Source organism: Streptomyces colwelliae, assembly GCF_048158785.1.
In the GTDB taxonomy this organism is placed as follows: domain Bacteria; phylum Actinomycetota; class Actinomycetes; order Streptomycetales; family Streptomycetaceae; genus Streptomyces.
On record NZ_JBLTJC010000003.1, the window covers coordinates 12932 to 25123 of the forward strand.

Consider the following 12192-nt stretch of genomic DNA (forward strand, 5'->3'; position numbering starts at 1 on the left):
CCGTGTACGCGCGGGTACATCGCCGGGCCCGGCCATTAGGCTGCGGATCTGCCGCGTGGACGCCGGTGTCCGGCCGCGCCCACGCGCGCGTGCCGAGCCGCCGTCGACGGAAGCGAGTTGAACCTTGAACTTCCTTACCATCGGTCACCGCGGAGTCATGGGTCTCGAACCCGAGAACACTCTCCGTTCCTTCGTCGCCGCCGAGCAGGCCGGCCTCGATGTCATCGAACTCGATCTGCATCTGAGCAAGGACGGCGCCCTCGTCGTCATGCACGACGCCGACGTGGACCGTACGACCGACGGGACCGGTCCGACCGCCGAGCGGACCCTCGGCGAGCTGCGCACCCTGGACGCTGGCCGCGGCGAGCGCGTGCCCGTCTTCGAAGAGGTACTGGACGCGGTCGGGTCGCCGATCCAGGCCGAGATCAAGGACCTTGCGGCGGCACGGGCGCTGGCCGAGGTCATGCACCGGCGGAACCTGGTCGAGCGGGTCGAGGTGTCCTCGTTCCACGACGAGGCGATCGCCGAGATCGCCCGCCTGGTGCCCGGCGTACGCACCGCGCTGATCGCCAGCCGCTTCGGCCCCGACGTGGTGGAACGCGCCACCGAGGCCGGTGCCGAGACGGTCTGTCTCAACATCCGCAGGCTGACCCTGGAGGTCGTCGAGGCCGCCCGCAAGGCGGACCTGAAGATCATCGGCTGGGTGGTCAACACACAGGACCAGCTGCGGCTCGTACGGGCCCTGGGGCTGGACGGCGCGACCACCGACTACCCGGAGATCAAACGCACCGGCCGCTTCACGGCGTAGCAGGCTGAACAACCTTAGGAATCAGGCGAGTTCCTTGACCAGCAGCTCGAACTGAAGGTCGTCGCGCTGCGGAATGCCGAACCGCTCGTCGCCGTACGGGAACGGGGTCATCCGGCCCGTACGGCGATAGCCGCGGCGCTCGTACCAGGCGATCAGGTCGTTCCGTACGGAGATCACGGTCATGTGCATCTCCCGCACACCCCAGGTCTCCCGGGCCGCGCGCTCCGCCTCCGCGATGATCACCTTGCCGAGACCGGCGCCCTGGAGCTGCGGGCTGACGGCGAACATCCCGAAGTAGGCGTGCGCGCCCCGGTGTTCGAGCTGACAACAGGCCACCACGCTGCCCTCGCGCTCGACGGTCAGCAGCCGGCTGTCCGGCGACTTGATGACCGCCAGCACGCCCTCGGGATCGGTCCGCTGCCCTTCGAGGATGTCCGCCTCGGTGGTCCAGCCGGCCCGGCTGTCGTCACCCCGGTAGGCCGACTCGATCAGCACGACGAGGGCGTCCACATCGGCGTCGGTGGCGTCGCGGAAGGTCAGTCCGGTGGCGGCGGTGTCCATGGTGCACAACTCCGATCAGGGCGCGGCTCAGGCAGAGACGAGGGTAACGCGGCCCCGGAGGCTAGGGCCTGTCCGGCGGATCAGGTCGCAGGAAGACAGCGGTACCTGATCGGTGCCGGTGAGCGGTGCGTGGTGCGTGCAGCTGCAAGGCGGAGGAGGGAGGCGACGCGGAGCGTCGGCGACCGACGACAACGCCGCAGATGTGCGTGCCACGCCCCGCGTCTGCGACAGGATCCGCCGGACAGGCCCTAGGCTCCGGCCGCATGGTGCACGTACTGAGCAGCCGCATCCTGCTGCGCCCCACCGATCCCGAGCGGTCCCGCGCCTTCTACGGCGAGCAACTGGGCCTGCCCGTCTACCGCGAGTTCGGCACGGGCCCGGAACGCGGGACCGTCTACTTCCTCGGCGGCGGCTTCCTGGAGGTCTCCGGGCGCTCCGCCACCCCGCCCTCCCCCGCCGTACAGCTGTGGTTGCAGGTCGCGGACGCGGGGGCCGCGCACGAGGAACTGCGGGCGAAGGGGGTCGAGATCGTGCGGCCGCCGGTGAAGGAGCCCTGGGGGCTGGTGGAGATGTGGATCTCGGATCCGGACGGGACACGGATCGTGATGGTGGAGGTACCGGCGGACCATCCGCTGAGGTACCGGCCGGGAATCTAGGTCTACGGCGGTCAGGGCGCCCTCCTCCCTGCCGGATGGCCGGGGTCGCGGCCCGGGCTTAGCGTGCTGGGAGGGGAGCTTTCTGCGGAAGGAACGCCATGAAGCTCGACAGGCCGGTGACCGGTGGGCCCTGCTGGACCGAGCTCGGGACCAGTGATCTGGAGGCGGCCAAGCGGTTCTACTCGGACGTGTTCGGCTGGCGTCCGGAGACCGATCCCCGGCCGGAGGCGGGCGGTTACACGGTCGCGCACATCGGGGACGCGGCGGTCGCCGCGCTGACACCGCTGTTCCAGGAGTCGCAGCCGGTGGCGTGGAACGTGTCGTTCGCGGTGGCGGACGCCGACGCGACGGCCGAGGCGGTGCGGACGGAGGGCGGGACCCTCCTGATGGAACCGATCGACGTGTTCGACATCGGGCGCTTCGCGGTCGCCCTCGACCCGGGCGGCGCCGCGTTCCAGATGTGGCAGGCGCGGACCTTCCCGGGCGCCGGGCTGTTCAACGCGCCCGGCGCGCTGGGCTGGGTGGAGCTGCTGACGCGGGCACCGGAACGGGCGCGGACCTTCTACACGACGGTGTTCGGCTGGACCGTCCGCCCCTCGGAGCACTACCCGCAATGGGGCATCGACGGCGCCGACTTCGGCGGCATGATGACGATGGACGCGAAGTTCCCACCGGAGGTGCCGCCGCACTGGCTGCCGTACTTCGCCGTGTCGGACGTCGAGGCCACCGCCGCGTCGGCGACGGACGCCGGTGGCGCGGTCCTCATGGAGCCGGCGTCCATCGGCGACGTGCGGCGGATCGCGGTGCTGCGGGATCCGCAGGGGGCGATGTTCGGGGTGTACGCGGAGAGTGGGGAGGGCTGAGGCGGTGCCTCGCCCGCGGGACGCCATCTTGCGTTGAAGTGCGCTCCAGCTCCTAACGTCGTCCGCACGACCTGCCTGAAGGGGAACTGATCGTGCGGTACACACTGTTCGGCAACACCGGTCTGCGCGTGAGCGAGCTGAGCCTCGGCACCATGGTCATGGGCGACGACCCCGCCTACGGCTCCGACAAGGAGACCAGCGCCAGGCTCCTGGACGCCTACGCCGACGCGGGCGGCAACTTCGTCGACACCGCGGACATCTACTCGGGTGGCGAGTCCGAGCGCATCCTCGGTGAACTGCTCGAAGGACGGCGCGAGGAGTTCGTGCTGGCCAGCAAGTACACGTGCGGGACCCGCGCGGGGGACGTCAACGCGGCCGGCAATCACCGCAAGAACCTGGTGCGGTCGGTGGAGGCGAGCCTGGACCGGCTGCGCACGGACCGGCTCGACGTCCTGTGGGTGCACGCCCGTGACAACTTCACCCCGGTCGACCAGGTGATGCGGGCGCTCGATGACCTCGTCCGCGGCGGCAAGGTGCTGTACGTCGGCGTCTCGGACTGGCCCGCGTGGGAGATCGCTCAGGCCAACACGCTTGCGGAGCTGAGGGGTTGGACCGCGTTCGCCGGTTCGCAGCTGCGCTACAACCTGCTGGAGCGGACGCCGGAGCGTGAACTGCTGCCGCAGGCCCGGGCGTTCGACCAGGCGGTGCTGGCCTGGGCGCCCCTGGCGGCCGGGAAGCTCACCGGCAAGTACCGCCTGGGTGAGGCGGGCCGGCTCGACAGCTGGGGCGACAAGCCGAACCCGCGCGAAGAGGACGTCATCACCGCCGTCCTGGAGATCGCCGAGCAGGGCGGCTGGAGTCCGGCCCAGGTCGCACTGGCCTGGCTGCTGGGCCGGCCCGGCAACGTCGTCCCCATCGTCGCGGCCACCAAGGAGCACCAGCTCGCCGACAACCTCGCCTGCGTCGATGTCCGCCTCGACGCCGACGCCGTCGCCCGACTCGACGAGGTGAGCGCCGTGACGCTCGGCTTCCCGCACGACTTCGTACGGGAGCCGGCCGTCGTCCAGACCATCTACGGCGACCGGTGGGCCGACATCGACGACCGGCGGTCCGGCCACCGCCGTACGGTGACCGAGGTTCTCTAGCGCCTCGACGTCCGGTGCGCCGTCAGGCCAGCGCTGTCACCGTCACTCGGTCGATCACCGGGGCGTACGCGGAGCGTTGGCCGTACTGGTTCCTGGAGTGCCCGTCGTGGTCCGGGAGTTCGTCGGCGGTGAAGGTGAGGGTGTTGGTGCCCTGGTCGAGGGTGACGGGGACGGAGAGGTCGTGGAAGTTGTTGAAGTGGAAGGTGGTGGGGAACAGGACTCGGTGCGGGGCGGCCCCGTTGACCGCGATGTCCGCGTGGCGGCAGACCGGGTCCGGGTTGTAGTGGGTGGCGGGTGCCTGCTCGCCGTTGGAGTAGCGGATCGTGAGCGCGTGGCGGCCGGCCCGCTCCGCCGTCACGGTGAGCGTGAGGGCGTTCGCGGGGCCGCCGCCGATGCCGTCGACGGACTTGCCGCCCGTGGCGAACGTGTGGGCGCCGGTGGTCCTGGCGCTGCCGGTCGTCGTGCCTTCCTCGGCCGGGTGCGTCGAGGTGGGGAGGAGGCCGCGTGAAGGGCCTACCTGGAGGCGGTCCAGGACGAGTTGGTCCGAGGCGCCGGTGACGGTGATCTTGTTGATGCCTGACATGAGGAACAGGGGCATGGAGGATCGTTCAACAATCCTCATGTCACCTCCGTCGATCATCCCCACGTTCTCGCCGTTGATCACCCCCACGTTCTCGCCGTTGATCGTCAACTCGCCCTCCCCGGGGCCGATCCGGTCGATGGTCACGGCCGCCTCCCTGTCCTCCGCCGCGTGCACCCAGAAGGTGGCGGTGCCGCCCCTCGGCAGTACGACGACACCGGGACCCGAGGCTCCGGACCACCCGTAGTCGACGCGAGCACCACCCCCCAGGGCCGCGAACTCCGCGTCGTACAGCGCGGGTGCGGTCACCCGGTCGTCGCGCAGGGCGAGGTCGAGCCGGTCGACGACCGCGTCGCCCCGCGTGACACCGAGGTCGGGGTCCTGGGCGGCGAGGGTGATGGTGTGCGCGCCGGCGGTCAGTTCGACCCGGGTGTCGGTGTGGCCCCACACCGCCCACTTGTAGCCGAGCGGCAGCCGGAGTTCCCGCGGGTGCCGGCCGTCGACGCGGAGGAAGACATTGGTGGGGCCCTGCTCGCGCACCGCGTCGGCCAGGTTGTGGGAGTTGGCGAAGACACGTACGTCGTACGTCCCGTCCGCCGGGACCTCCACGGAGAACACGAGCACGCCGTCGGAGCCGGTCCGGAGTCCGCCCACGTGGTAACCGGTCGAGCCCGCGAACCTGTCGACGTCGGACGGGGACCCCTCGGGCCCGCTCAGGGAGTGGCCGTCACCGATGTAGGCCGCGTCCTCCGCCTGGTACGAGCGCCGCCAGCCGGTCGAAGGCGGCAGCGCTACGGCACCCTTGCCGCCCGGGGACAGGATCACCTGGTACGCCGACATCTCCTCCAGGTCCGTCAGACGCACCGTCACTTTGCCGTCAGCCACGGGGAGTTCGCGATCGGCGAGCCTCAACGGCTGGGCGGAGGCCCCGACTTGACCCGTCCAAGGGATCTCAAGGAGCCGGGCATGGACCGTCGTACCGAAGATTTCAGAGTCGACGTGCTCGAACACGACGTCCGCGGAGCCGCCCGCGCCCCCGAGCAGCACCCGCGCCTGCCGCTTGGCACGGTCGAGCGCGGCGACGCCCTGCAATGTGTACTGGACGTTGGGGTGGGGCGCGGTGACCTGGACGGTGTGGCCCGTGAACTGCCCGTAGGCGTTGAACAGCCACCACTGGCCGTTGCCCTTGTTGGCCTCTACCACCGAGTCGTTGAGGTTGCCGTCGATGTTCCAGTACGCCATGTCAGCGTCGACCTTGGACTCCTCGATCGCGGCGATCCACTGGATCATCTGGCCCGGGACTGACAAGTGGTAGTTGTGGGCGTACTCGTTGATGTTGACGGGCAGCGGACCGATGCCCAACTCCCTTTCCAGCGCACGGTACTTGGCGACGCTCGTGCGGATCTCGTCGGGCGAGGACAGCTCGTGCCAGGTGATGACGTCGGGCAGTACGTCCTCGGACTTGGCGAACTCCAGGAAGCCCCTGACCTCGTCGTACAGGAGGCAGGTGTTGGGGCCGGCGATGCGGGCGCCGGGGTCGAGTTCCCTGATGAGGCGGTGGATGTCCCGCCAGGCGGTGAAGTAGTGGGCCGGGTCGGTGCGCCAGGAGACCTGGTCGTAGCCCCACTCTCCCGTGCCGAACATGTTGCCCTCGGGTTCGTTGAACGGGACGTACACGACATGGGACTTGTACGCGCCGAGGGTCAGCACCTGCTCCACCTGGCGGCGGACGCGGGCCGTGAAGCCGGCGAGGCGTTCGGCTCCGGTGTCGCCGGGCCATTCGTAGGGGAAGCCGCGGTAGATGTCGGTCATGTAGACGTAGACGTCCTTGCCGCCCGCCTCGACGAAGGGGCGCAGGATCTCCAGGGCGTCGGCGCCCGGATGCTGGGTGCCGTCCTGGGCCTTGGTGGAGACCGTGCGGACGTACATGCCTTCGACGGCGTTGCGGCTGGGGACGCCGTCGCCGTACAGGCCGTAGAGCGTGCCGCTCGCGCCGCCGTGGAAGGGGCCCGTGTCGGCGCCGAGGTCGATGGTGAGGTTCCCGGAGGTGGGCGCGGCGGAGGCTGCGGCTGCCACGGCATCAATCCCTTGTTCGACATGTCGTACGTCAGTCGGCGTCCCGAACCGGCTTGATCGAACGTAGGGAGATCACGCGACTCGCGTCAACGGTCCGTCGGCGCGCGCGTACGACGGCTCAGACGCGCAGCATGCCCAGTCGACCTTCCAGCTGGACCAGCAACTCGCCGAGCAGGGTGGCGAGTTCGCCCTGTCCGGGGGTGTCGAGACCGGAGAGCACGGTCGTCTCGTAGGCGAGTTGTTCGGGCAGGATCGCGTCGACGAGGTCGCGGCCGGTGTCCGTGAGGCGGACGTGGGCGACGCGGCGGTCGCGGGTGTCGCCCCGGCGCTCGACCAGCCCGCGTTCGGTCAGCAGCTTGAGGCGTTTGGTGACGGCGGCGCCCGAGGAGAAGGTCTCCCGGGTCAGCTCGCTCGGCGTCAGCTCGTGCCCGGTGCGGCGGAGCGCGCCGAGCAGGTCGAACTCGGGGCGGGTGAGCCCGGCCCGGCGCAGCGGCGCGTCCTCGGCCTGCTGGAGCAGGGCCGCGCATCGGTTGATCCGGCCGATGATCTCCATCGGGCCGGTGTCGAGGTCGGGGTGCACGGTCTGCCACTGCCCGACCACGGCGGCGACGGTGTCGCGCCGGGTCGCACTCGGAGGGGCCTGGCGGGCCGCGCCGTCCCCGTCAACCGGCCGTCCGTTCATTGCCGTCATCCCCGTACGCCCTCCGTCTTTCCGCCCGTGCGCCGATCCACGGTCGGCCAGGAGTGCGACTCCCGGCGTCGTACCGTCGCGGCGAGCGTACGGTGTCCGGACTGTTCGGCGAGCACGACCCGCTCCTGCGGCAGGGCGCGTTGCCACCACTCGCCGGACGCGGCGTCGGCGGTGGCACGCAGTTCGACCAGCGCGGCGGCGAGCGCGCGGTGGGCGGATTCCAGGGTCCCGCGCGCGGGAGCCTGCTCCGCGAGAAGGCGCGCGGCCCGCTCGCGGGCCCGTTCCACCGCGGTCAGCGCCTCCTCGATACGGTCGGTCGCGCGCCGGTTGGTGACGACGGCCGCGGCGACGAGGCCGACCAGCGCGCCGACGAGGGTGTCGACGACCCGCTCGGCGATCAGCTCACCGGGCTGCTGCGTCCGCGCGAACTCCGTGATGAGCAGCGCCATCGGGGTCACACAGACGCTGCCGAGCCAGTAGTTGCGGCCGATCAGCGCCTCGGCCCCGAAGTTGAAGGCGAGGCAGCACAGCACGAGGGCCGCCGGGTGCGCGTGGGCGAGCGGGGCGACCACGGCGAAGACCAGTACCCCGGCGAGGTTGCCGACGACCCGTTGCACACCCCGGCCCCAGGTGAGGGTGATGTTGGCCTGGTAGAGGGAGGCCGCGGTGACGAGGGCCCAGTACGGCCGGCCGACACCGAGGGCGAGGGAGACGTATCCGGCGAGCGCACAGCCGAGCGCCGTACGCAGCACGAGGGGGGTGAGCGGACCGAGCCTGGTCCACAACGGGCGGGCGGGGGCGGCGAGTTCGGCATCCACGCCGAGGAGCTCGTCCACGGCGCCCGCCGGGACGTCGGCCTGCGGGACCGGACCCCTGCCGCGCAGTTCGCGGGCCCAGGTGCGCAGCCGCTCCGGATCGGCGTCGGCGGGCGCGGCGAGCGCGACCTCGGCACGGACGACGAGGCGTTCGAGGGCGCGTCGGGGTGGGGTGCGGGTGCCGGTGGCGAGGAGGGACTGCCAGGCGGCGTGGACGGCGGCGGCTGCTGCGGCACGCGCGCGTGGGTGGTCGTCATCGGCACGCGCGCGTGCATGGCTCTTTCCGGTGCCCTGTGTGGCGGCGTACATGGCGGCGGCGTCGAGGGCGTGGGCGGTGGCGCGGCGTTCGGGGCCGTAGGGGCGGACGAGTGCGGGGGCCATGCCGACGAGCCATGCCCAGACGCCCGCGGCGGCGGCGAGCGCGAGGTGACCGGGGACCTGGCCGAGCGTCTGCGGTGCGAAGAGCGACGCGGAGCTGATGAAGGTGAGGACCACGTTGCCGGGCGGGCCGATCCGGGTCGCGTCGCACAGTCCCTTCTGTACGGCGGCCAGGGCGGCGCCGACCGTGACCAGCACGACGGCGTTCGTGGTGAGGGAGGCCGTGACGAGCGCGACGGCGAGACCGGCGATCATCCCGAGCACCACCCAGACCAGGGCGCGGGCCCGGGCGGCGTAGGGCTTGTTGTGGGCGTAGAGCGCGCACAAGGAGCCGGCCATCGTGTACATCGCCAGGTCGAGGCGGCCGAGGGCCAGCAGGGTCAGGTTGGGCGGGGCGACCGAGGCGACCGCGCTGAGCGCGGGTTTGAACCAGATGTCGGAGGGCCGGCCGAGGCGCAGCACGCCGGTGAGCGGGAGGCGTCGGACGCGCGGGGTGGGGGCGGGGGTCGCACTGCTCATGGGACATAAGATTAGCAGGTGTTTTACTCATGAAACATTTTCGCCGGGCATGCCTCAAGGGCGCCACCGACCTGCCGCGCGCCGCCGAGTGCTCCCCGTGTACACCGTTGCGCTCGATTGCGCCCCGTGCGGCACGGGCATCCTGTGACCGAACGTCGACGGAGAGCGATATCCGAGGCGGAACGGGGGACGCGCGTGCATGGTGGACCGGCTTCGCCCGGCTGGCTGTTGGTCGCGCTGTGCGCGGCGACCGGCGCCTACTGCCTGCTGCGGATGCGCAGCCCCGTCGAGGAACAGCGCCGGGCCGCGGGCGGCGAGGCGCTGATGGGCTTCGGCATGGCCGCGATGGCCGTACCCGCGGCGGTGTTCACACCGCCGTCGTGGGCGTGGCCCGGTTACGCGGCGGTGTTCGGCGCGGCGGCGCTGCGCGCCCTGTGGTCGGCGCGCAGGAGCCCGCACCATGTGCACCACCTGCTGGGCACGGCGGCCATGGTCTACATGGCACTCGCGATGGCCGCCTCGCCCGCGCACCACCACGACCACGGCGACTCCGGAGTCCCGCTCGTGACGGGCGTGCTGCTCCTCTACTTCGTGGGCTACGTACTGCTGTCGGGCATCCGGCTGGTGCCCGCCGCCGGAGCGGTCACGGGCGCGGGCACCGGCGCGGCCGTCGGTACCGGGAGCGTCGGCTGGGGCGACCGGCCGGAGTTGGCGCGGGCGTGCCGGCTGTCGATGGGGATCGGCATGGTGGCGATGCTGCTGACGCTCTGACGCCCCGAGGTGCCGAGGTGCCGAGGTGCCGAGATGCCGAGATGTGAGCCGGGGCGCGGTTGTACGAAATCGTGGTCTGCGTCACTTTGCCGTGACAAGCCGTACCCCTGATCACCGCGGCGCTCATAGGGTGCTCCCATGATGGTCCCCGCGGCACTGTTGCTGCTCGGCGCCCTGGCCGCCGTAGTCGCCCCACGGCTGCTCGCCCGGGCCGGCTGGGCGGACCATGAGCCGGTGGTCGCGCTGTGGGTGTGGCAGTGCGTGGTGGTGGCCGTGCTCCTGTGCTGCGCCCTCTCGATGACGCTCAGCGCCGCCGCCGCGTGGCAGGCGGTGCGCGGCCATGTGTTCGCCAGCGCCCCGCATGCGGTCGTGGATGCCTATCCCCTTGTGGCGAACGGGCCTTGGGCCGCCACGACCGCGGTGGCCCTCGCGTGCGGCGGGGCGTGGACCGCGGCGATGCTGGTCCGTGAGGTCGTACGGGCTCGGGCGCGACGCCGGCTGCGGAGGGCCGAACTCCTCGTGCGCGCCCCGGTGTTGCCCGGCGAGGAGCCCGGTGCCGAGCCGCTGGTCATCCTGGAGGGAGAGCGGCCGGACGCTTGGTGGATGTCCGGCACCGCACCCCAACTGGTCATCACCACGGCCGCGTTGCGACGCCTAAAGGGGCGGCAACTGGACTCGCTGCTCGCGCACGAGCAGGGGCACGCACAGGCCCGGCACGACTGGCTGCTGCACTGCTCGGGCGCGCTCGCCAACGGGTTTCCGCAGGTCCCGGTATTCGCCGCGTTCCGGGACGAGATGCACCGGCTGGTCGAACTCGCCGCCGACGACATGGCCTCCCGGCGTTTCGGCCGCCTCACGACCGCGCTCGCACTGGTCGAACTCAACGAGGACCGCGGGGTGTTCGGGCCATGCCCGACTCCGCACGCCCATGTCCCGCAGCGGGTGCACCGGTTGCTCACTCCCCCGGACCGCCTCACGGCGATGCGCCGCCTGGACCTGACCGCGACGGCGGCGCTGGTGCCGGTGGTTCCGGTACTGGTGGCGTTCGTGCCGGGGTTGCGGGCACTCGGCTGAGGAAGGGCCCGCAGGGCCGAAGTGGGGGCGAGGAGGATGTCGCCCCGGGGCGGGGTTGGCTCCGCGCACCGCGAGTCGGCGAGGATCACTCCATGCACTACCCGCCCCGCCCGACGCTTCGACAGACCGGCATCGCCCTCGCCCTGTGCTCCGCGCTGCTCCTCACCCTCGTCGCGGTGGAGTGGCATCCGCTGATCGACGTCGACGAGCGGATCGCCCGGACCACGCATCGCTGGGCGGTCGAGGATCACGGCCTGACGCATGCGTTCCGCATCCTGACGGACTGGGTCTGGGACCCGCTGACCATGCGCCTTGTGTGTGCGGCCGCCATGGTGTGGCTGGTCTGGCGGCGCTCGGCATGGTGGACGGCTCTGTGGCTGGCGACCACATGTGCGCTGGGCACACTGTTGCAGCAGGCCCTGAAGGCGCTGGTCGACCGCCCCCGCCCGGTATGGCCCGACCCCGTCGACTCGGCCCACTACGCCGCCTTCCCCTCGGGACACGCCATGACCGCCACGGTGGTCTGCGGCCTGCTGCTGTGGCTGCTCCACGACTACGGCACCGGGCGCGTTGTGTGGCGTACAGCCATGACTCTGGCCGTGATCTCCGTGGTGGGTGTGGGACTGACCCGTGTGTGGCTGGGCGTGCACTGGCCGTCGGACGTGGTGGGCGGGTGGCTTCTGGGGGCGCTCGTGGTGGCGGTGGCCGTAGGGACGTACGAACGGTGGCGGGTGTGAGCGCGGCCGGGCGGCGGCACGGCTACGTCGGACCGCCGGAGTTGCCGGCCGCCGTGCGGCCGGGTGCGGAGGGCCGGGTCGTACGGTCGGCCGGGGACCTGAACGCCTGGCTGGCCGGGCAGGAGACGGCCGAGCTGGCCGAACCCTTCACCTACGTCGTCGGGCTGGACGGGTTGCTGCGGCTCGCGCCGCGCCGGAGTGAGCATGTGGCGTGTGCCGGGGGCGCCGATGTGCTGGGTGCGGGCGAGATGGGATTCGAGCGGGCGACGGGGTTCTGGGTCGTCCGGGAGGTCAGCAACCTGTCCACCGGTTACTGTCCGCACCTCGGCTCGTGGCATGCGGTGGCCCGCGCGCTCGACCTGGCCGGCATCGGCCGCCCTGCGGGTTTCACGCACGCCGTGGTGTTCCGGCGCTGCGTACCGTGCCGGGAGATCAACATCGTGCGCGAGGGCGATTTCGTCTGCGTGTTCTGCGGAAGCGGTCTCCCCGCCGAGTGGAATGTCGCTGCGTAAGATCAC

General features: G+C 71.5%; 12 protein-coding genes. 8 read left to right on the plus strand and 4 right to left on the minus strand.

Translation table 11 applies throughout. The features are described from left to right. The first annotated feature begins 124 nt into the window (after positions 1–124). On the plus strand, positions 125–808 hold the full coding sequence (locus ACNFOC_RS01075; RefSeq protein ID WP_416955604.1) for a glycerophosphodiester phosphodiesterase: 684 nt from the start codon (positions 125–127) through the stop codon (positions 806–808). Between the two features lie 21 nt (positions 809–829). Here ACNFOC_RS01075 and ACNFOC_RS01080 read toward each other — a convergent pair whose 3' ends face one another. Beyond that, positions 830–1369 carry a GNAT family N-acetyltransferase gene (locus ACNFOC_RS01080; protein WP_416955606.1) on the minus strand — a complete coding sequence of 180 codons (540 nt, stop codon included), beginning with the start codon at positions 1367–1369 and terminating at the stop codon, positions 830–832. 263 nt (positions 1370–1632) lie between these two features. On the opposite strand from ACNFOC_RS01080, the gene ACNFOC_RS01085 reads away from it, so the two are divergent. The 3 genes from ACNFOC_RS01085 to ACNFOC_RS01095 all read left to right on the plus strand — a co-directional run bounded on the left by ACNFOC_RS01085 (position 1633) and on the right by ACNFOC_RS01095 (position 4033). Then, a complete protein-coding gene (locus ACNFOC_RS01085) occupies positions 1633–2025 on the plus strand; it encodes a VOC family protein (RefSeq protein WP_416955608.1) in 393 nt (130 codons plus the stop codon). Positions 2026–2123: 98 nt separating this feature from the next. After that, the gene (locus ACNFOC_RS01090) at positions 2124–2888 is read left to right on the plus strand and encodes a VOC family protein (RefSeq protein WP_416955610.1); all 765 of its coding nucleotides are present in this window, start codon (positions 2124–2126) and stop codon (positions 2886–2888) included. A 92-nt stretch (positions 2889–2980) separates the two neighbouring features. Then, positions 2981–4033, plus strand: a complete 1053-nt coding sequence (locus tag ACNFOC_RS01095) for an aldo/keto reductase (protein ID WP_416955611.1) — start codon at positions 2981–2983, stop codon at positions 4031–4033. Positions 4034–4055: 22 nt separating this feature from the next. Here ACNFOC_RS01095 and ACNFOC_RS01100 read toward each other — a convergent pair whose 3' ends face one another. The 3 genes from ACNFOC_RS01100 to ACNFOC_RS01110 form a co-directional block, all read right to left on the minus strand. Then, positions 4056–6689, minus strand: coding sequence for a cellulosome protein (locus tag ACNFOC_RS01100; RefSeq protein WP_416955613.1), 2634 nt, complete (start codon positions 6687–6689; stop codon positions 4056–4058). 118 nt (positions 6690–6807) lie between these two features. Next, positions 6808–7380: a MarR family winged helix-turn-helix transcriptional regulator gene (locus ACNFOC_RS01105; RefSeq protein ID WP_416955614.1), complete on the minus strand. Its 573-nt coding sequence runs from the start codon at positions 7378–7380 to the stop codon at positions 6808–6810. Beyond that, positions 7377–9092, minus strand: coding sequence for an FUSC family protein (locus ACNFOC_RS01110; RefSeq protein WP_416955616.1), 1716 nt, complete (start codon positions 9090–9092; stop codon positions 7377–7379). Before ACNFOC_RS01110 ends, ACNFOC_RS01105 begins: the two co-directional genes overlap by 4 nt. Positions 9093–9287: 195 nt before the next feature. On the opposite strand from ACNFOC_RS01110, the gene ACNFOC_RS01115 reads away from it, so the two are divergent. From ACNFOC_RS01115 to ACNFOC_RS01130, 4 genes are all read left to right on the plus strand, one after another. Further along, positions 9288–9863 (plus strand): DUF5134 domain-containing protein, encoded by a 576-nt coding sequence (locus tag ACNFOC_RS01115; protein WP_416955618.1) that lies wholly within the window; start codon positions 9288–9290, stop codon positions 9861–9863. 138 nt (positions 9864–10001) lie between these two features. Then, positions 10002–10937, plus strand: a complete 936-nt coding sequence (locus tag ACNFOC_RS01120; protein WP_416955619.1) for a M56 family metallopeptidase — start codon at positions 10002–10004, stop codon at positions 10935–10937. A 92-nt stretch (positions 10938–11029) separates the two neighbouring features. Beyond that, positions 11030–11674 carry a phosphatase PAP2 family protein gene (locus ACNFOC_RS01125; RefSeq protein ID WP_416955620.1) on the plus strand — a complete coding sequence of 215 codons (645 nt, stop codon included), beginning with the start codon at positions 11030–11032 and terminating at the stop codon, positions 11672–11674. Beyond that, positions 11662–12186 carry a hypothetical protein gene (locus ACNFOC_RS01130; RefSeq protein ID WP_416955622.1) on the plus strand — a complete coding sequence of 175 codons (525 nt, stop codon included), beginning with the start codon at positions 11662–11664 and terminating at the stop codon, positions 12184–12186. Before ACNFOC_RS01125 ends, ACNFOC_RS01130 begins: the two co-directional genes overlap by 13 nt. The last annotated feature ends 6 nt before the right edge of the window (positions 12187–12192 follow it).